The following is a 19,488-nucleotide window of genomic DNA, read 5'->3' on the forward strand; positions in this document are numbered from 1 at the left end:
TATGGTGGGAAAAATAATCTGCGTCCTCTTATTAGCTTCCGCTATGCTAACCCATGACATCCCAAGGTTTAAGCAAGCCTCCATCCGCGATCGAGTAGTTTATGGAGTATTATTACTACCCGTACTTTATCTCGGATTTATCTTTATTGCAGCTAAGCCATGGCCCAATTTAGATTCCATCTTCAATTTATTCACGGCTCCAGCTGAGCACATCGTCCATTGGATCAACCCTGCCATTTCATAAGCTTAAAGAATGAGGAGGAACGTATGAATAAGCAAGAACGTGTTAGTTCGATCCAAATGTCCATGCTGTTTCTCTTCTTTATGACCGGTTCCTCAATCGTTATCGTCCCTGCGTCACTAACTAACTTTGCCGGCAACGGAGCCTGGATATCCCTCTTAATCGCCTCGGCCATAGGAATGGCTCTGCTTTCCGGTATTCTATATTTGAACCGACGAGCGCCAGATCTTTCGCTTGTGGAACAAAGCCGCTCCGTACTTGGAAACGGACTGACCCTCGTCCTCCTTATTCCTTTCACTTGTGTACTGTTTTGGAATGTCGCTGGAATTGTAATTGAGATCGGAACCTTTTTCAAAAGCACGATGTTAAAAGAAACGCCCACTTACGCTGTAAATACCATGTTTTTTATTACCATTGCGATGACAGCTCTAGCTGGAATTGAAGTGATTGCCCGCATGGCAGCCGTCCTAATGTCACTAATGTTCGGATTTATCATCTTAGTCTGGATACTCGTAGCAGGGTTGTATCATCCCGAGTACCTACTGCCCATCATGCCTGATGGATTTAGGCCTATCCTAAGTGCTGCATATGTAGTCTATGGCTTTCCCTATTCCGAGCTTATCGTTTTTTCGATGATTTTACCGTTCGTGCGTAAAGAAGACAATTCTAAACTGGGAAAACAGATGTATCTTGCACTCATCATCAATGCCCTGACGTTAATTGCTTCTGTCATTAGCAGTATTATGGTATTGGGACCACTGTCCGGAAGCTTGAAATATTCATTATATCAGTTGGCGAGACTCATTTATTTTCAGGAAACCATTGAAAGAATCGAATCCGTGATTGGTTTTTCACTCATTATCGGGTTCTATTTCAAGGCTTCTATCCTGCTGCTTATTCTTATTAAAGTACTAAAGGAGCTTCTGAGATTGAAGGATGAACGCTTAATTGTTTTCCCTCTTGCTTTTGTCTGCCTGCTGTTATCTGTAACGACTTACTCACAGGAGTCTGAGCTTGAGGAAATCGTGAATACTACATGGCCCTTGATCACTAACCTAGCTTACATCCTGCCGTTTCTTCTGATTCTATTAGTCACTTTTATTCGTTATCATATAAGTCAACACAAAAAATAACCCGTTCTAAACGGATTCAATATCCCCTATCTCATTTCGCAGACTTCAGCTTCTTCTTTTCTTGAATCCAGCCCGCCAGTAAAAGTATTACTCTACATAATTGCTTGCCATCGCGATTGAAGATTCTGAGATTTCCGGACCCAGAAGACGTTATTCCCAATTTTTTGGCCTGTGGAGCAGAGTTTCGGACTCCACTGACGCTATCTCATATAAAAAGACTCATATTGAGTGTTTTTTTGTGGGAATAGCTGCTATACAGTCCGCTAGGATGCAAAATATGGACCAATGACGCGTTTAAGGTCAGCTGTGTCCGATGGGCTTGGTCTGTACAATTGTTATTGGATCAAACGAAGCAAAGTAGGGATGCCCAACAGCCACCTTTAGCTTATTAGGACACCCCTGTTAAGTTTATTACATTACTCGCTCTAACCAATAAATTCTTGAACCCACTCGCTGTTATAGTAACCTATTCCAATTTCTGTGAAGCTGCTATTCAGGATGTTGGCACGATGACCAGGACTGTTCATCCATTGGTTCATTACTTCTTCTGCGCTCGACTGACCTTTGGCGATATTTTCCCCTGCTGAATTGTATGAGATCCCGAATGCTTTCATCATATCAAACGGAGATCCATACGTTGGAGACTGATGGTCAAAATAGTTATTGTCATACATATCCTGCGCTTTAGCCAAAGCCATTTTCGAAAGTTCGCTATTTAAGCTAAGAGGCTTCAAGCCTGCATTCGTTCTTTCTTTATTCACCAGATCCAATACTTGCTGTACCGATTGGGATGTATTGGTGGATGGTTGTGGATTTGCAGACTTCTGTGGGACAGCAGAATGTTGCGGATTTGCAGAATATTGTGGTTTGGCCGATTGCTGCGGATACGTTGTTTGATCTGTTGTGCTTCCTGTAGGTGGATTGGTACGGATGAACCCATCCAGCCATTTCGTTACATCGCCAGGAACTTGTTTAGTCTTAATTGTTGAATTCCCTGCATTCTCCGTGGAAATGGAAGATGCTTGCGTTAAAGTTGAACTTGAGGCAGTTTTACGAGCATGATTGTCAACCTTCGTTTGTTGAGTTGTCATTTGGTTGTTGGCCGAGTGATTACCCGAACAAGCAGTAACGAGTAATAGCGCTACTATTACGATAAATGGTTTAATTAGAACCCCTCCTGATTTGGCAAAGTAGTGACTTAATCGAATAAAGTTTTTGTAAAGTACCCCTGATTTATTCATCCCTAATTCAAAAATATAAAAAGCAAAAAAGTCCACTCGCAACATGGTTGCTGTGGACTTAATCTTAGTGGATATTTTAGATGCGTCGATATAGTTACATTTATAGTAAATTATAGAATTTTTTGCTAATTAATGTTATGCTTTGTTAAGATCATAAAGTATAACATCAAATAAGATTTGGACAAACAAGCTTATAGAAATGAGCAGGCGTTGTTAGGTAAATAGATACTTTTAGATTACTTAATGTAATGTGATTGCAAAATTATTACAAGGAGTGATCATGCTATGTTAGAAGGTATCTCGATAAAACAAGTCTCCATTTATTGTCCTGAAAGAGTGATTAACAACCAATATTTTATTGACCATTTTCAAAAGCAAGGTATAGATATTAAGCGGATTCTTAAAAAGACAGGCAGAAAAAACCGCCATGTTATTGAAGGAACGAAGGAGAACTCGTTGACGATGGCGATTAATGCCGCTCAACAGGCAATTGATGCTGCATCATTGAAATCTGCAGATATAGACCTGATTCTTTTTTCCAGCTCAACTCCGGAATATTTATCACCTACGAATTCATTGCTTATTCACAAAGCTATCAAAGGTAAAGATGATACGCTTTGCTATGACTTGAATGGTAATTGTATAGGAATGTTTATTGCGGTTGAACAGGCTGCTCGTACTTTATACGATGATCCTGATAGAGATAGAGCGTTGGTTATCGGTTCGGATTTTTTAAATTTATGGGCTGATCCTTCACATCCAATAACATATTCAATTTTTGGCGATGCCGCCGTAGCCCTCATTTTAGAAAAAGATCATTCAGAGAGTGGATTAATTGACGTAAGGTATCTTTCGGACAGCCGTTTTACAGAAGAAATTGTGTACCCCGCTCAAGGATTGGCTAAGTCTTTGCGTGATGGGGCTGAACACCGCTACTTACACTGGGGGAGATTCAGCGGAATAGACAGTGTACGATTTGCGGAAGCATCTATTGTTGAATTATTAAACAAACATCACCTAACATTCGAGGATATACAAGTTTTTTGTTTTTCACAATTTACATTGGCTAATATTAAATTACTTCAAGTTAAGCTGAACCTGGATCAACATAAAATTATTTATGTAGCCGACGAATATGGCTATACAGGCACAAGCAGTCCCTTTCTGGCCTTATATTGTGCTATTGAACATGGTTTGATCAAACGTGGCGACAACTTATTATTTTGGACATTGGGGTCAGGTTATCAAGCCGGTTCAATGTTATGGCGTTATTGACATGGGGCTCCATTCATTCATCCTATCACTATCGAAACTCCACAATACACTAACAACAATCCCATAAGTATATTAAATTGACTTCTATATCTAGATATCATCTTTTTGAAAAGAGAACCACATAAACACCAACTAAAAGTGCCCATAAAACCGATGAAAGCTAAGACTATAGAGTAACTCAATAAGTTAAAATAGGAAGAATGAGAGGTAAGAATAAATGTAGATGTAACTGTGATTCCATATAATATCCCTTTAGGATTAATAAATTGTAAAAGCATACCCGCAATAAAACTGTTGTGTTTATCGCCACTTCCATCACTTTCTTGATGTTTACTTGTAATAATTTTAAATGCTAAATAAAACATGTAGACTCCGCCTATCACAGCCATACTAGATTCAATCTTAGGGATAAAATTGATCAGAAGTATATTAAAATAGCAACATAACAATATGATCACGAAAAAACCTGTGCCCACTCCTAAACAAAATCTCATTGTTTTTCGTAAACCAAACTGGTTTGCAAAAGTCATTGCCATAATGTTATTAGGTCCCGGAGTAAAGCTAGCCACAAATGCATATAAAAACAAAGAAACAATCACTGAATTACACCTCGTTGTATGTTATAATGTATTTATCAGACGCTATAACGTCCTTATGTGCGTTTTATTGTATATCCTGGTCGTTATAAAGTAAATAGGGATAGGAGAATTACCGTGGAAGAGATAAATCAAATCATTGCGGAGAATATAAAAAAGATTAGAAGAAGTAAAGATTTAAGCCTGGAAAAGGTGGCTGAATTAACAGGAGTAAGCAAAACAATGATTGGTCAAATCGAAAGAGGCGAATCGGCACCTACCATTACAACCATTTGGAAGATCGCCAATGGATTAAAAACTTCATTTTCTGCGCTGATAGATTACCCAAAGCCTGACACAAGAGTCGTATTAAGAAATGAAATTCAGCCACTGCTTGAAGACAACGGAAAATATCGGGTGTATCCCTCTTTCCCATTCGATGAAAGCAAACGATTTGAGGGTTATACAGTGGAGATAGACGAGGGTGGATACCATGATGCCAATCCACATATGGAAGGAACTGAAGAATTAATCACTGTATTTGATGGTGAATTGTCTTTGCGTGTCGATGATAATGAATATCTATTAAAATCTGGTGATTCTATCACGTTTAACGCAGACAAACCCCATGTATATTATAATCCAGGACAATCATTGACCCGTTTAAGCATGATCTTATATTATTCTAGTTAGCAAAAAAACCAAGGTTCTTAAACCTTGGGATCAAATCTTACTATGATAACCTGCGGAGATAACGCTCAGCCTCCCCATTATGAACCGTCCAGCATTAACTTATAAACCTTACCGTCTTTTGCATATTCATTATTAAAAAGCAGGGCATCCCCTTCTCTTTTCAGGAATTTCAGATTGTCTCCAAAAAAAGGAAGGTCGTTTGTTTCGGCATATTTTTGCTGCTCTACGTCAAGAAGTGCCTTGTACAACAATGTTTTGGCACCTGTTTTACGATCTATCATCATGAGGAAACCTTGCTGATTGGACCGAATCAGCAGAAAATCCTCGTCCATTCCCTCCACTAAATAATTACCCGAATTACCACCTAGGGTGTTCAGATTAATCGTCTCCGTTACGTTCCCTGTTCCATCTTCAATTAATCGTAATATTTTCCCATTGGTAAGCAGGAGCTGATCGCCAGCTATTTTCACATTGTCACCATAACGAAGATGGTACCCTACACTTGCGTGCCGAATGACCATTCCATCCTTAATAATCATCGTATACCATTTATTATTGATATGTGGTTCTCCGTAAACATCTGTTACGGTTAGATAGATTAGACCTTTCGGCGTCTTCTGAAAATCGAATTGAACAGCATCGAATAACTGCGAACCAAGGTTCGTTAGCAAGCGAGTTTGTCCTGCGGAATCTGTTAGATATAAACCCCCTGTTTTTTTATCCACTGTATAAGTAGATCCAGCAAATTGTGCGCTGGCACTAGCATAGTTCAATAGCCCAGTTGCTGTATATATCCTCTTCGTCGCATCCCAGCTGACCGTTGTTCCTCCTAATGAATTTACAAGAAAACGGGCAGGTACATAGAGTTGACCATTAATTTCAAAAGGAACACCTTCTACACTTACCAATTTACCATCAAGGACCCCCTGTTTACTTCCAATACGAACGGCTATCTTTTTTCCCCATCCAGTAAACTCCGCTCTTTGATGCGATTTATCCCATACAACCTTAAGTCCTGCCGCTTCCCAGTGACTGGCTGAAACATAAGTAATCCCATCCTTTACTAGTGCAGCGCTCGTACCTTTCCCGCCTCCATCCATAATGAAAGTGAAGTAAGCGGGCAATGCCGCATTCGCAACTGGAGCAGCAAGCAATGATGCAACAAGTATTGGAGCTAGCAACCATCTTTTATCCATATCTTGATCAACCTCCATGTTAGAAAATCATAAATTCTTCATAGGGTATAGACGCAGTTTAATTCCAAAGGTTCCTAGAAGTTAACAATAATAGTAAATTCTAAGATCAAAGTCTCTCCTTCTATTCACCCTCTCATCTGCCTCTTTTTCTCTCATTTCGTTGTTCCCCCAAGAATCTGTGAAAGTTTTCTCATAAATTGATAGGGAGGTTGGCGCCAAACCTTAAACAAAATAATTGAAAGAAGGCAATTACAATGGCTTTAGGTTGTGATACTGCTACAAATGTAACAGCAGCAAGATTAACTACACTTAAAAATAATAAATTCACATTCGTTTGCCGATATTTAAATCGCGTGGAAGGATACCAGGATGGTCTCACCTCAGCTGAGATTACACGGATTTCAGATGGGGGATTATATATCATATCCCTTTATCAAATCAGCAAATCGCTCGATCATTTTACGAAAGCCAATGGGGTTAAAGATGCTGAAACGGCTGTAGGCTTAGCAAGTGATTTGGGACAAACCAGCAGCACTCCGATTTATTTTGCGATAGACCGCGATATGACCTCTACCGAAATCACAAACAATATAGTACCTTATTTTCAAGGCATAAAATCAGTGCTAGACAGCAGTACTAAAAATTCCAAAGGTTATAAAATGGGTATCTACGGATCACGAGCAGTCTGCTCTCATATTCGAGGCACTAATTCCGCCACAACACGTTACACCTTCATCGTAGATAATGACTGGCAGGGAACCTTCGAGGATTGGAACCTGCGACAATATAATTTCAACACTGAGGTAGGAACCAGCACCGGCAAAATCAACGTAGACTATGTAGAGTCCTCCTCACATAGCGGTGGAGGCTGGAAAAAGTAATTTATTCGACTTTTATCGGTGACGAGGCGGCGTTATACTAAAGCAGATGATGATAGATTCAAATAAAGTCTCGTTATTATAAAAATAGTAAAAAGACAACCAGGCATGGATTATCCGATTATTGGAGAAGCTCTGCCTGGTGTTTCTGGTTTGTAGCGGTTTGTTTAAGCAGATATTCATAAATCGTAGCTATCCGACTTTAATGTCTTCTTTGGGCAACCCTCGGAGAAAAATCCATAGAATTTTCCAATGTCCAGCCGAATTACGATCGAGCATCCATTCCACACTGACAGCAACTCGCTTTCCTCACTGATAGCAGCTTGGTTTCTTCACTGACAGCAGCTTGCTTCCGCTATCCTCTCCCCGTATATTTTATCGCTGTAACTTTATGCAACCTATGAGATAACTGCACTCTATACACTTATTTCGTCTGTAAAAGGCTAACTTCTCACTTTAACTGTATTCTATACAATTAAAAATCACAGTTATCAGCTTTAGCGGCAAAAAACTAAAAAATAGCTGTACAAAATACAACTATCTTCATGAGCGAGTTTTTCGAGCGAAAATAGCTGTACAAAATACAATTAAAAGCCGCTACATATTAAATTCGTCCGCTCTCCATATAAAAAAGGGGCGAGATCTTTGTAGATCACCCCCTGCTCCACTTGCTTCTATTTAGAATCGCCCATTTGATCATATGCTGGATCATACGTCCACTTCAGGCCGTTGTCCTTACTCGACAGATAGATGGTACCTACAGTGTTGCCCTCTTTGCTGAGCAGAATAGGATACAATCCTTCTTTTCCATTAAAAATAGGTGAAAGCGGCGTTTTTTGATATTCATTAAAGGTTTCCGGAAGGGATACCACGAGCTTTTCCCATGACTGCCCCTTATCTTTGGTCCAATAAATAACAGGCCCATTATCTTCATAATATCTGAACCCTAAGAATCCGATATCCTTGTTAGAAAACCCTGCCCCGGCTAAACTTTCCGCGTATAAATCGTTAGGATTTCCAAGCTCCGTCCATGTCTTCCCGCCGTCAGAGGTCTGGTATACATAATTTAATGAGCGTCCCACGCCTGAAGAACCTCCGGAGACGATCCATCCATTTTGTTTGTCGGTAAACCCGATGAACTTGGCGTCATAACCCTTTGCACCTGCAATGTTGTAGTTATTCCACGATTTCCCCATGTCATCACTGATTAATACATGTAGAGGGGATTCTTTACCATCCGCAAATCCATATACAATTGCAGTTTTGTCCTCGGAGATATAAAATCCGGTATCCGCTCTCCCCATCCCCATTTCTGTTCCAGTCGTATCAAGTTTTAAAGGCGTTTGCGCTTGGATCTCCCCTTTCCGATAGGAGACAGAGACATTACCATCCTCGTCCATGGAATACGCATTCCCAGCGTCATGCACAACCACTTGTTCGCCACTAGAGCTGTAGGAATAAATAGTACCTGGTTTGAGCGCGGTATCTGAAGATTGGCCGTTTAGGTTCGTACAGGCTGCTAGCACTGCTGTTACACCAACCACCATTAAGACCGCAAGAAATGCGCCTACTCCATTTCGTTTTTCTTTCATATTTAAAATACTGCCAAATCGCTGCTTCATCGAGTGTTTTCCTCCTGCAAAATTCGTTGATAAAGCTACATGCCGTGTAGCATTACTTTGCATAACCGATAAAATGGCTGCGCAGTATTTCTTTCGATATGCCGCATTTTGCTTACGTACAACGGTGTCATCACAATAAATTTCAATTTCGCGGACAGCTTCGCGTGCCATGAACCAGACCAATGGATTAAACCAATGCAGTGCCTGCACAATCAGTAGCAGTAGCTTATATATGATGTCATGCCTTTTGTAATGGACCAGCTCATGTTTTAAGATAAACTCCAGCTCTTCGTCACTATATTGATCATGCGGCAAGAATAGTGTTGGATTATAAAAACCCATTAGCATCGGATTCGGAACTTTACTGCTTATCAGAACCGGAATGGCGGTTGTTACATGCATTTCTTTAGCGACTTGTTTGAGCTTGACGAACATATCCTCTCTCTGAAGAGGGCTGCTCCAACGTAACACCTGTTTCCTGAAAAAGAAATAACTCAGCAAATGATACCCTATAAAAAGCACAGCGCCAGTAACCCAGATGTAAGCTAAAATATTAATTATAGAAGGGATATGGCTTACATCCCCTGTCTGGACCGCCTGAGAGATTACTGGCGTATCCGCCTGCAAATTCTGGGACACTGAGCTTTGAAAGACAGTTGCTATGGCCTGACCTTCGGGTAGCTGAATCGCCACAGGAGGATTGGTAAAGGAAAAGTTGAATGGCAACAATAATCGCAAGGTTAGGATCAACCATATCCAATAGCTCAACTTAGCCGAATAATGTTTTCTTAACAAGGGAGTTAATGTGATTAAGCCGATAATAACTAAACTAAGGGTCACAGAAATAACCAGAAAATCTGTAAAAAGACCTGTTATCATCAGGATTCCTCCTTATCTACTCTATCGAGCAGTTCCCGCAACTCAGCAAGATCGCTTTTATCAATCGCCTTCCCGTTGTATAAGGACATCACCATATCCTGCACAGAGTTGCCAAACAGCTTTTCAAGCGTAGACTTCCCTTCGCTCTCTTTATAATCTGTCTCAGAAATTGCAGCGAGATAACGGTTGCTCCGCCCTTCTTTTTCGCAAGATAGAAAGCCCTTTTCAACCAGCCGTGACAGCACTGTCATCAAAGTTGCAAGCGCCCACTTACGTTTATCCCCCAGTTGATTCAAAATATAAGAGGAGCTAACCCAACTCTCGGCTCTCCAAATCACCAGCATAATTTCCAGTTCAGCATCTGGCAAGCGTTTGATTTTGTTATTCATCCATATTTCTCCTTGTTATACATTTGTGTAATACATTCATTATACAAACGTGTAATTAAAAAGCAAGCACATTATTTCTAAAATATGTATACATTCTTAGACGTTTATTATTTTAATAAAGGTTTCCCAAGTCCATTAGCAAATAATAAATAGAACCCTAGGAATTTTTATAAGATTCCAACAATGAGATAAGCAACGCACACTCAGCTGAAATTTATAACTATTTTGGAAACTAAGTGATTGGTCTGCATTATTCTTAAGTAAGGAGGTAGGTTATGAAAAAATTTAGTATTCTATCATTTTCACTGATAATTTTACTGATTTTATTATTTGTATTAGTCAGACCCACGCAAAAGATCGTAAGTGTGTATCTTGCATCCGAAACAACAGAAATTACTTATACTGACCGTGAAAGCCTTCAAATCTTCGAAGATGCTATAAGAACTGTAAAAAAAGTACGCGGGTCTGTTGATGTGGGTGAACCGACTTATCGAATGACTGTTACTTACGCTAATTCAAAGGTGGCCGGATTCAGCCTTTATATGGATTTTAAAACGAAAGATGGTTTCCTGATTAAAGCTAGCAATAGCGAAAAGATGCTGGATTTAAGAAATAAGAATTCGGTTGAGCTAGCTGATCTGTTAAGTAAAGAAAAGGAAGATTAAAATTTGGAAACTCGATTTAAAAATAGCATGATTATCACACAAATGTAAAAACAAGCCATCCTTTAGTACTAACTAAGGATGGCTTGTTCGTGATTATATTATTTTCCTGCGCTTCAGATATACTGTCCCGCTCCGCTCAGAGTGCTGCAATTCTCTGCTGGATGCGTGGGAATAATGCAAAGGCATTCTCATAAAATACTTTCTCGTGGTGCTGCTCAGGCACAAGCCGGCGGACGAACTCCGCATAGAGATCAATAGGCGCGAGTGGCCAATCGGTACCGAACAACATTTTTTCATAGTGATCAGAGTACACCAACGCCCGGCGAAAATGATCCATAAACAGGGGTTCATTCATGAACCGCTCAAAATGAGGCCGATCACCAACAACGAGACCGGACAAATCGGCATAGACGTTCGGATTCTTGGCGACCACTTCGGCAGCATCCATCACCCATGGATCGCCTAGATGGCAGACCATAAAGTTCACGTCGCGCCGTTGGAACGCCAGTTCATCCACGGTAAGGGGATGCGCATACTTAAGCAATCCATTCATCGAATACGTATCACCGGTATGAATAACCACAGGCGTGCCGTACTTGGCGGCCAGCTCATAGATCGGCGAGTAGATTTTGTCATAAACGTAATGATGATAGTACCCGGCATAGAGCTTAATACCAGCTACCTCAGGAGCTTGCAGCCTTGCCTCTATTCGGTCCAGCTCATCCAAAGCATCCTTTCCTCCGAGCATATTCGGATTAATGCCCACGCATTCCATTAAGAATGGCGGCACACTGGCTTCCAAGTCGAGTCCCATCGGATTGGGAGAGGCAGAGTCAGGGAAAGCTCCCTTCGTCTGCTCCGTGACCCCCATTCCAATGCCGAGAACAACGTCGTTCTTGTCAAACTCCGCTTTGAGCCCAGCAGCTGTGTAATCAACTTTGGAGAGATCCAGTGCTGTCTGATGAAAGCTATCGATGTCCGACAGATGAATGTGAATATCAATGATTGGCATTTATAGTCTCCTTTTTGTCAGAAACACTAGCAAAGGTCACCTTCATAAGATTACGAACTACCTCTGGATTCAGAGCGAGCTCTCCCATGATCATGAAGGTCGGCTGTGTCCAAGCGGTTTCTCCGTTCAGAAGTAGTAGATGGTGATTCACACCATATGTGAATACCTTATTGTTCACGTAAGACATAGCTCTCTGATTAGGATAACCATGCACCACATGCAGCATGTCTTTACGCGAAGTTGCACCGATTCGGATAAGCCCCTTGGATTCCAGATGGGCTTCGACCTTCCCGATTGGGAAGTTGCCTTCCTCTGGGAGATCCATCCAGCCTTCCGAATAGATTGGTGAAGGCTTAAAGTAACTATCCTCGGATAGCGAATAATGCGGCAGCGTCATTCCACTTTCATTGGTTACTGAAATCAACACACAGAGCACAGGGACTCCGGGCAGCATAAGGTAATGCTGATTGATCGTGATCCCCCGGTTTGCTTCCTGCTTCTCCATCGAAGTGGTCAGTCTCAATCCCTTCCAGACGTTGCCGTGATCATCCATCTGCTCCGTCCAAGCTGCGCTTCTTGGCTCCTGCAACCGGCTAAATCCGCCTATGCCAGATATACCCACACCGAGTCCACCATGCCAAGGATTCCACCAGGAACGTGGTTCAGCTTTCGGAAAGGTGCTGTCCAGCCACTCTTCTCCTTGGTGCTTCAAGGAATGCACAACGCTGCCGAAATCAGGAGCAGCTGCAATAGATAGAACTCCGTTGCTCACTGTGTAAATGGGACCCGCAGGTCCTTCTTCTATCCCACAAACAACGCTTGTTTCCGTTTGTGGAAACCAGAGGCCTGTTCGCTCTTGAATGCGATCCTCACCACGATAGACGACCCGGACCTTACGGCCAGATTCGTTGTGTTCTGGTGATTCTGTATCCTCAGTAGAGAGTTCAAAACCAGCGGAGTGCAAATTTTGTCCTCTTTGCAACTCCATCTCAGCGACACTCCGCTCCTCTTCTCCATCAGCCTGTACATACAATTCAAGGCTTCCATCAAGCGGTGTCATCTTTCGTTCGATTAGCTCGGCATGAAGTGCCCCTGCCGCAAAAGGATTTCCACCGCCGAGCGTTAGCTCAAGATGGTCATCCAACACCGGTATGACCGAATTCTGCTGTTTTAGGGCAAAGGCGCGGAATTCCGACCACTTAAGGAAGGTGTTAAGAGCAAACACCATAGTTTTTGTCCGTACGACATCTCCAGCGGAGATTCGGCCAAGATTATGCTCCAGCCCAAGCGGGTATTCCGGACGAAGCAATTTTAGCGAAGGATCCCAGCAGATTCCGCATGTGACGTTCTCTTCCTTGCAGAACAACCAGTTCTCCGTAATTTGTGCACTGTCCCAAAGACTTGGATCGCCTGAGTAAGCATCGCCCATGTCCACGTATTGGCCCTGATATGGCAAGATGAGCTGTTTACCGAAAAAGCCGAAATTCGTCAACAGATACATGTCTTCTTCCAGAATATCACTATTGGTATTGCAGACCTCACTATAAAACTCAGCGATTCCGTTGGCAAATAGCTTAGCCACTCTTTTTATCTCAAGACCCGGGAATTCTTCCGACTCGTAAAGAGATTCGAGAACCTGGCTCTCCCCTTCAGAATAGATCTTTACTTCTTTGGCCTGTTTCTTAGAGAATTCTTCTGCGAATGGCTTGCCTAACTTCGGATGGGTCAACCAGAAATTATGGCTCGAGCCGGGATATTCAATCCACATTCCATTGTCGGTATTATTAAGATGAATAGAGTAAGCGCCATTCACAGCCACCCACTGATCCCCGTTTTCCCCGCCAAAGCGGCCATGCGTTCCCTTCATTAGAACGGATAGTTTGCTTATGAAGGTGACTGCCTTCTCTCCAACCGGAACGGCCGTTACCTCAATAGCCTGTGAATAAAGACCGTATGAATTTAGGGTATAGGGTACTTGAATAGAAGCCTTACTCTTAGCTGGAACAGTAAAGCTTACTGTACGGTCCGCCCAGACGAGGAATTCGTCTTCGGGCAAATCAAAAGAAAATTCTGCTTCTGCAGCAAAATTATTCTCCACATTAAGGTACAGTTCCGAAGGAAGACCCAGATACAGTTCCCGGTGTGGCAGCGCTATCTTCATTTTGAGTGGAAATTTAGGAGCAACGCCAATGCGGAATTCCGCACGCTTGCCACCGATGATCCACTTGCTCATAACAACGGGGTGTGTCTTCTTATCGTTCTGCTCTTCCCGAACTGAATCAAGCTCAAAATCACCTTCCACGATAACCGTTTCACCTGGAGCGAGTATTCGCGCAGCAGATAGAGCAAAACGGATATTTTTATCGTTCTGGCCTTCGATCTCAATGGCCAGCTCAGACGTCGAACGATTCTTGATGCGATAGCGAATCTTGTAGGTCGAACCAAACACAAGATCATGATCATCAATTTCCGTAGAGATTTCATAGTCTGGTGTATCAAGAGCGGTCAGACCGCGGCCAGTCTTCTCGAATTCCGCCCGCAAGGAGAGTTTTCCCTTTTGCCAAGTGTAATCAAAGAAATCAAAGCCACGCTCCTGGCGGCCATCTGGCTGGATGGGAAGTTCACGGGTACTGTCTGCATACCAATCCAGTTCTTCAAAATAAGGAGCAAGTGCTTCCGTTTGCAGTACTGTTGGAATGAAGTTCATCAGATGGACGTAATCTTCATTTTTCTCCCAAAAAAATCCGCATTTCTTATACATCGGTACGGCTTTCGTATTACCTGCCCAAGTGAACAGATCAAGACGTGGCCAGCCCGCTTCTATTGTTTGGCGAACAGCGTTCAGAATCAGATTGCGGCCAACCTTGTATCCGTGATAATCGGGGCGTACATTCAATAGCGGGACATACAAAGCCCCTTCATCTTGACGGTAGTGGGCGAAGCTGCAGAAGCCGACTACCTCTTTGCCATCAACGGCAAGAAAGGCATTAAGATTGGACGAGATCTCCATCTCACGGCGCACACTGTCCTCAGTTCTTTGATTGGTGCCTCCGCCCCAGCTTTCGTTGCTGCGGTTCCACATTTCTGCGACCGCCCCAGCATAAGAAGAATCGTATTCGATAATGCGGATTTGTTCCGCTGTAGTATTTACAGTCATGCTTTCATCTCCTTATTCCTCAAAAAATATGAGTATGTATTCGTATAAAGTTATTGTGGATAACCTCTCTACAACATATTGAAATAACTCCTACGAGTTCTTATTATACTATTAACTGGAAGCTCAATACGAGGTAAAAAACTCTTTCTCCTTATTTTCTACATAAACTCACTGCCAGCAGAAAGCTACAAAAAAAGCTGTCGAGTCACCCTCGACAGCCTGAAGCTGCTCCTAAGAGGAGCCTTTCTTCTTTAACAACTCTCCACACGATCCGCCGCTCTTTTCTTCATATTAGCGAGACCTACAATACATATCAACAGTACGCAGATAGAATAAGGAAGCGCCATATTAACGGTGTATAAGGCCGTACCTATAACTGGCCCTATGAATGACCCGCCACCTTGCAGGGCCGCAATAAAGGAAGCAACGCTTCTTTGCTCATGGTCTTGAACCGCCATTGAAGCACCCGCACTGTAGCCGAGCAGTGTAAAGCCGATGCCAATACCCAAGAATGTAAAGTCTACATACGCAAATCTGATGAACAATAACAATCCCAGCAAGCCTAAGGCAACAAATAAGAGTCCTACGAGCAGCACTTTTTTAGGATGCCATTTGAGATACTTACTGATTACAATTTGCGAGAGCACTACCATTATTCCCGAGATCGCCAGCCCCATTCCAATTAACTGAGTGGCTTGCTGAGTACTGTAACCCAAGCTATCCTGCACAAAAAATCCGATAGTAACCTGCACGATATTCAGAGCAAACGAAAGCAAAAGTCCAATCCATAAATAGAGGCGTATCCGTCGATCATTGGGGGAAAGTGAAATCGCCTGCCGCTCAATCTCAATATTCTTTTCTTTAGGAATAAACACCAGAAACAATATAGCCAAGGTGAACAATAAAATAGCTGCCGCGTACATTGGTGAGGTCAGGCCCAGTGAAGCCATTCCTCCACTCATTGCGGGTCCTACTACGAAACCAAGACCGTTGGCCGCACCAAATAATGCCATTCCTTGTGTACGGGTTTCTTTTGTACTCCAGCCCATAACATAAGCTTGTGCTAATGCCGGAATTCCTCCAAAGAAAAAGCCAGCGATTGCGCGAAGTAAAAAGAAACTCCAAAACAAACTCTCTTTACTCTGTGCATTTACTGCATAATCAGCCAATAGGGCAAAAATGATGAGTGTGGCCATATAGACGAACATAATCGAAGCAAGCAGCCACTTTCGGCTCATAAACTTTTGTTTTTCCCAGAAATATCCTCCGAGCAGCCAACATAACCCCGCCACCGATACTAAACATCCTGATTGAAAATCACTCAGCCCCAAATTTCGCGCAAGCGGACCAATAATCGGATTAAAAGCAGCTATTGAGATCATTCCTGTAAGTACGATTAGAAACATAATACCCCGTCTGTATTTCATAAAATCCCCTTCTCCTCTCAAGTAAACCAGAAACAATATACGATTCGTTATAATCGCTGTGTTTATGGTACTATGCATGGAAGTCAGGCCTCTACCTCTTAGCGGATTACTTTACTGGTTAGCGGGATTTATAGTAGAACAAACAAAAAACCCTGCTCTTAAGAGCAGGGTTATAGATGTTAATCCACCGTTCCAACATTCTCCAAGTGTAATGAGCTTTCGGAGCTGACGCCTGCTTCCGTACTCAGAGTAGTAAGTGCTTGTTTTAGATCCTCTTTATTCACATAGACATAAGGACTCTTCCAAAGAGATTCCACATGTAAGGAATTAATATGCTCTGGTTTAAGTTTAGGGAAGTTGAATAACCACTGCTGCAGATCTGCTTGAGGAATATCCGTCTTCACATTTTCACCAATGATATCCAATACATTTCCCCATTGGGACACGCCTTGGAAATTCCCTAGCTTATCCAGGATCTGCTTGATTACTTGCTGCTGCCGATCATTGCGCTGGAAATCGGAGGATTCAGCCGTTCCTTGATTCGATTTACGGTACCGCACAAAATCAAGAACTTGTTGGCCATCCAGCTTTTGCAAGCCTTTCTTTAAATCGATGTGTGTACCATCTGCCGTATCGGTATATTTCATATCCATATCGACATCTATAGTCAGTCCGCCAAGCAAATCCACGGTCTCCTGCAACACATCAAAATTCACCACAACCATGTGATCAATCGGCAGACCGAGCAAATTGCTGAAAAACTCTTTTGTATTCGGAATAGCCTCTGTTTTGTCTTTTATGTAATGATAAGCATAATAATAATTGGCTTTACGGGAAGGTAACGATTTAGGTTTTAACAACAAATCCCTGGGTAAAGATAAGAAACTCGTCGACTTCGTGTCCGGATTAAAGCTGACAAGCATCAGAACATCGGTATTCATTACCCCACCGCCACCGTCCCGGCTATCTACCCCGGCAAGCAGAAAAATCATAGGTTCAACCGATACGGTCTCCTTTTTTTCCTCTGGAGCAGCAGTGGGTTGGACGGTGACTGGAGCTGCCATACGCTGTATCGCATCATCCGTCTTTTTGTATAAATACCCTGCATATACTCCAATCCCTATAATAGTTGCGCCTAAGACAAGACCAGTGCTCGTCAGAATTTTACGGGTTGTTGTCCACTTGCGTTTGTTAGACATAATTTCCTCCACTCAGTTCCAATAGCTTATTCAATCAGCGCTTTCATCCTTATGAACTTTAACACTTAGCACTATGCCAATCGCTATCATATTAGTTAGCAATGAGCTGCCTCCATAACTAATAAAAGGCAATGAAATCCCCGTTAGGGGCAGTAACCCAATATGCATCCCAAGATTAACGGAAACTTGAAAGATGAACATAGCGATAAACCCGGTGACAATATAGGTACCCGCACGGTCCCTACTATCCAGCGCAATAAAGATCATTCGGTACACGAGCAGCAAATAAAGCATCAGCAGCACGGATGAACCTATAAAACCGTATTTCCCCCCGATGACTACATAGATCGAATCGGAATACGCATATGGAATATATCCTTTTCGCAAAAAAATACCTTCACTGCCCGATAATCCTCCGGAGCCAATGGCTATCATTGCGTTTTTCACATGCCAAGACTTATCTGGATCGCTCTGCGGGTCCAAAAAAGCTTGGATTCGTGACAGTTGATGGGGCTCGACAATCTTGGATAACAGGTCGAAGTTAGCATAATACAGCCATAGTATCGTGCCGATCGAAATAATCACAACACCAAGGATCAGAATCATATATAGAGCACTGATGTTACCAATCCACAGCATACTAAGTAATATGCCAGCAAATACGAGTGCTGTACCCAAATCGGGCTGATCCATTATTAAAATGAAAGGAATTAAAAAAACGAAACAGACCGGCACTAAATCTTGAAAAAATCGCAGCCGCTGGCCCTCTCGTGTACCTAATAGATGAGCAATGAGCAGCACCGTACATATTTTAGCCAGCTCGGAGGGCTGAAGCTGAAAGCTCCCAATACTTAACCAACGCACAGCACCATTGAGGTTTTCTCCAACCAGCTTGACTAGTACTAGTAAACCTATGCCCACGCCATAAAAGAGATAGGCTAACCTGCCTAATAGAATCTTATAATCTACCAAAGCAATGAATAACATGGGTAGGCAAAATAAAGCAAATAAATACAAATAACTTATGTAAAGACCGTCTAACCGCGTATCCGTAGTCGCTTCATAAATAGCAACAGTACCCATGCCAACTAAGCAGGTGGTGAGAAAAAGTACGGATCTGTCCAGCTTTGCAATTTTGGTAGAGATAAGCATTTACAACCTCTATTTAATTTCTGTAGTTTTCTTGTTGTGTAGGGGATATATACATGAAAATGGGCATTATAAATAATCCGCTGAGCACTTTTACTTCTTTTTTCTCAATGAAGCGCTGCGGATGATTAGGTTAAATGATTACCTCAGATCAAATTTGCCCTGATACGCCTTCTTCGATAACAGCTTAAGTTTATCTTCACTTAGCGTATAAATATCCAGACCATTCCCAGCCTCACCCAATGACCAGCCAAGCGCGAGCTCGTTATGGCCATCTTCATCAACATCAAAGAATCCGGCATAATCTAGACCATACCCAAACCCCTCGACCTCGGAAATCTTCTGCCAAGCTTCATTTTCCTGCCTCAACAACATTGCTTTTATAGCGTATCCTTTGTTTTTACTGTACTCATACACAACTACAGCTTCGTCGATTCCGTCTCCATCCATATCGCCAAAGGAGATGGCATTATCTTCTTGTCCCTTCATCGGAGTTATCAATTGAGCTTTGTCTGGAAGCCACTTAATAAATTCCTGGCTCGTTTTGTCTCGCTGCAGATTTGCTTCTGATGATGGAGGTTTAATCAGCTCTCCGGGTGTCGCCGGGACTCCGCATCCTCCGAGCAAAAATAAAGTTGTCAACAGGGTACCTATTTTTATGAATTTGCTCGGCATTTGGATCATCGACTCCTCGCTTGTCCGCATATATAGTATTTTATCTGTGAAAGAGATGAAAGTGGTTATGAAATAGTTAAAT

Annotated in this window: 17 protein-coding genes; 6 read left to right on the top strand and 11 right to left on the bottom strand. The window is 42.3% G+C overall.

The window, feature by feature from the left end; genetic code table 11:
* Position 1 precedes the first annotated feature (1 nt).
* Positions 2–244, top strand: a complete 243-nt coding sequence (locus tag NYE58_RS23550) for a hypothetical protein (RefSeq protein ID WP_076276142.1) — start codon at positions 2–4, stop codon at positions 242–244.
* A 23-nt stretch (positions 245–267) separates the two neighbouring features.
* A complete protein-coding gene (locus tag NYE58_RS23555) occupies positions 268–1,374 on the top strand; it encodes a GerAB/ArcD/ProY family transporter (protein ID WP_341003135.1) in 1,107 nt (368 codons plus the stop codon).
* 425 nt (positions 1,375–1,799) lie between these two features.
* On the opposite strand, the gene NYE58_RS23560 is transcribed toward NYE58_RS23555, so the two are convergent.
* Complete coding sequence (locus NYE58_RS23560; protein ID WP_341003136.1) at positions 1,800–2,615, bottom strand: CAP domain-containing protein; 816 nt, start codon at positions 2,613–2,615, stop codon at positions 1,800–1,802.
* 285 nt (positions 2,616–2,900) lie between these two features.
* Here NYE58_RS23560 and NYE58_RS23565 point away from each other — a divergent pair, with 285 nt between their 5' ends.
* Positions 2,901–3,890, top strand: a complete 990-nt coding sequence (locus NYE58_RS23565; protein WP_076276140.1) for a ketoacyl-ACP synthase III — start codon at positions 2,901–2,903, stop codon at positions 3,888–3,890.
* Between the two features lie 17 nt (positions 3,891–3,907).
* Here NYE58_RS23565 and NYE58_RS23570 read toward each other — a convergent pair whose 3' ends face one another.
* Positions 3,908–4,489 carry a LysE family transporter gene (locus NYE58_RS23570; RefSeq protein ID WP_076276139.1) on the bottom strand — a complete coding sequence of 194 codons (582 nt, stop codon included), beginning with the start codon at positions 4,487–4,489 and terminating at the stop codon, positions 3,908–3,910.
* 114 nt (positions 4,490–4,603) lie between these two features.
* Between NYE58_RS23570 and NYE58_RS23575 the strand changes: the two genes are divergently transcribed.
* Positions 4,604–5,158: a helix-turn-helix domain-containing protein gene (locus NYE58_RS23575; protein ID WP_076190704.1), complete on the top strand. Its 555-nt coding sequence runs from the start codon at positions 4,604–4,606 to the stop codon at positions 5,156–5,158.
* A 77-nt stretch (positions 5,159–5,235) separates the two neighbouring features.
* On the opposite strand, the gene NYE58_RS23580 is transcribed toward NYE58_RS23575, so the two are convergent.
* Entirely contained in the window at positions 5,236–6,354 is a 1,119-nt protein-coding gene (locus NYE58_RS23580) for a copper amine oxidase N-terminal domain-containing protein (protein WP_341003137.1), read from the bottom strand.
* A 254-nt stretch (positions 6,355–6,608) separates the two neighbouring features.
* Here NYE58_RS23580 and NYE58_RS23585 point away from each other — a divergent pair, with 254 nt between their 5' ends.
* Complete coding sequence (locus NYE58_RS23585; RefSeq protein ID WP_076190697.1) at positions 6,609–7,235, top strand: glycoside hydrolase domain-containing protein; 627 nt, start codon at positions 6,609–6,611, stop codon at positions 7,233–7,235.
* A 671-nt stretch (positions 7,236–7,906) separates the two neighbouring features.
* Here NYE58_RS23585 and NYE58_RS23590 read toward each other — a convergent pair.
* Both NYE58_RS23590 and NYE58_RS23595 read right to left on the bottom strand, forming a co-directional pair.
* Positions 7,907–9,733, bottom strand: a complete 1,827-nt coding sequence (locus NYE58_RS23590; RefSeq protein WP_341003138.1) for a M56 family metallopeptidase — start codon at positions 9,731–9,733, stop codon at positions 7,907–7,909.
* Positions 9,733–10,122, bottom strand: coding sequence for a BlaI/MecI/CopY family transcriptional regulator (locus NYE58_RS23595; RefSeq protein WP_076143756.1), 390 nt, complete (start codon positions 10,120–10,122; stop codon positions 9,733–9,735). The genes NYE58_RS23590 and NYE58_RS23595 overlap by 1 nt, the downstream gene beginning before the upstream one ends.
* Positions 10,123–10,397: 275 nt before the next feature.
* Here NYE58_RS23595 and NYE58_RS23600 point away from each other — a divergent pair, with 275 nt between their 5' ends.
* Positions 10,398–10,787 (top strand): hypothetical protein, encoded by a 390-nt coding sequence (locus NYE58_RS23600; RefSeq protein WP_076217867.1) that lies wholly within the window; start codon positions 10,398–10,400, stop codon positions 10,785–10,787.
* A gap of 136 nt (positions 10,788–10,923) precedes the next feature.
* On the opposite strand, the gene NYE58_RS23605 is transcribed toward NYE58_RS23600, so the two are convergent.
* The 6 genes from NYE58_RS23605 to NYE58_RS23630 form a co-directional block, all read right to left on the bottom strand.
* The gene (locus NYE58_RS23605) at positions 10,924–11,799 is read right to left on the bottom strand and encodes an amidohydrolase family protein (protein WP_076276136.1); all 876 of its coding nucleotides are present in this window, start codon (positions 11,797–11,799) and stop codon (positions 10,924–10,926) included.
* Complete coding sequence (locus NYE58_RS23610; protein ID WP_341003140.1) at positions 11,786–14,956, bottom strand: GNAT family N-acetyltransferase; 3,171 nt, start codon at positions 14,954–14,956, stop codon at positions 11,786–11,788. Before NYE58_RS23610 ends, NYE58_RS23605 begins: the two co-directional genes overlap by 14 nt.
* Before the next feature lie 251 nt (positions 14,957–15,207).
* The gene (locus NYE58_RS23615) at positions 15,208–16,383 is read right to left on the bottom strand and encodes an MFS transporter (RefSeq protein WP_341003141.1); all 1,176 of its coding nucleotides are present in this window, start codon (positions 16,381–16,383) and stop codon (positions 15,208–15,210) included.
* Between the two features lie 179 nt (positions 16,384–16,562).
* Positions 16,563–17,582, bottom strand: a complete 1,020-nt coding sequence (locus NYE58_RS23620; RefSeq protein ID WP_341003142.1) for an LCP family protein — start codon at positions 17,580–17,582, stop codon at positions 16,563–16,565.
* Between the two features lie 30 nt (positions 17,583–17,612).
* Positions 17,613–18,734, bottom strand: coding sequence for an FtsW/RodA/SpoVE family cell cycle protein (locus NYE58_RS23625; protein ID WP_341003143.1), 1,122 nt, complete (start codon positions 18,732–18,734; stop codon positions 17,613–17,615).
* A 138-nt stretch (positions 18,735–18,872) separates the two neighbouring features.
* Positions 18,873–19,406 (bottom strand): hypothetical protein, encoded by a 534-nt coding sequence (locus tag NYE58_RS23630; protein WP_341003144.1) that lies wholly within the window; start codon positions 19,404–19,406, stop codon positions 18,873–18,875.
* Positions 19,407–19,488 lie beyond the last annotated feature (82 nt).

Origin of the sequence: Paenibacillus sp. FSL L8-0708, from assembly GCF_038009325.1 — a bacterium.
GTDB classification, from domain to species: domain Bacteria; phylum Bacillota; class Bacilli; order Paenibacillales; family Paenibacillaceae; genus Paenibacillus_AQ; species Paenibacillus_AQ odorifer.

Bases quoted from the DNA above. Each gene is read 5' to 3' on its own strand.
- NYE58_RS23550 (WP_076276142.1), top strand. From the start codon at position 2: ATGGTGGGAAAAATAATCTGCGTCCTCTTATTAGCTTCCGCTATGCTA.
- NYE58_RS23555 (WP_341003135.1), top strand. From the start codon at position 268: ATGAATAAGCAAGAACGTGTTAGTTCGATCCAAATGTCCATGCTGTTT.
- NYE58_RS23560 (WP_341003136.1), bottom strand. From the start codon at position 2,615: ATGAATAAATCAGGGGTACTTTACAAAAACTTTATTCGATTAAGTCAC.
- NYE58_RS23565 (WP_076276140.1), top strand. From the start codon at position 2,901: ATGTTAGAAGGTATCTCGATAAAACAAGTCTCCATTTATTGTCCTGAA.
- NYE58_RS23580 (WP_341003137.1), bottom strand. From the start codon at position 6,354: ATGGATAAAAGATGGTTGCTAGCTCCAATACTTGTTGCATCATTGCTT.
- NYE58_RS23585 (WP_076190697.1), top strand. From the start codon at position 6,609: ATGGCTTTAGGTTGTGATACTGCTACAAATGTAACAGCAGCAAGATTA.
- NYE58_RS23590 (WP_341003138.1), bottom strand. From the start codon at position 9,733: ATGATAACAGGTCTTTTTACAGATTTTCTGGTTATTTCTGTGACCCTT.
- NYE58_RS23595 (WP_076143756.1), bottom strand. From the start codon at position 10,122: ATGAATAACAAAATCAAACGCTTGCCAGATGCTGAACTGGAAATTATG.
- NYE58_RS23600 (WP_076217867.1), top strand. From the start codon at position 10,398: ATGAAAAAATTTAGTATTCTATCATTTTCACTGATAATTTTACTGATT.
- NYE58_RS23605 (WP_076276136.1), bottom strand. From the start codon at position 11,799: ATGCCAATCATTGATATTCACATTCATCTGTCGGACATCGATAGCTTT.
- NYE58_RS23610 (WP_341003140.1), bottom strand. From the start codon at position 14,956: ATGACTGTAAATACTACAGCGGAACAAATCCGCATTATCGAATACGAT.
- NYE58_RS23615 (WP_341003141.1), bottom strand. From the start codon at position 16,383: ATGAAATACAGACGGGGTATTATGTTTCTAATCGTACTTACAGGAATG.
- NYE58_RS23620 (WP_341003142.1), bottom strand. From the start codon at position 17,582: ATGTCTAACAAACGCAAGTGGACAACAACCCGTAAAATTCTGACGAGC.
- NYE58_RS23625 (WP_341003143.1), bottom strand. From the start codon at position 18,734: ATGCTTATCTCTACCAAAATTGCAAAGCTGGACAGATCCGTACTTTTT.
- NYE58_RS23630 (WP_341003144.1), bottom strand. From the start codon at position 19,406: ATGCCGAGCAAATTCATAAAAATAGGTACCCTGTTGACAACTTTATTT.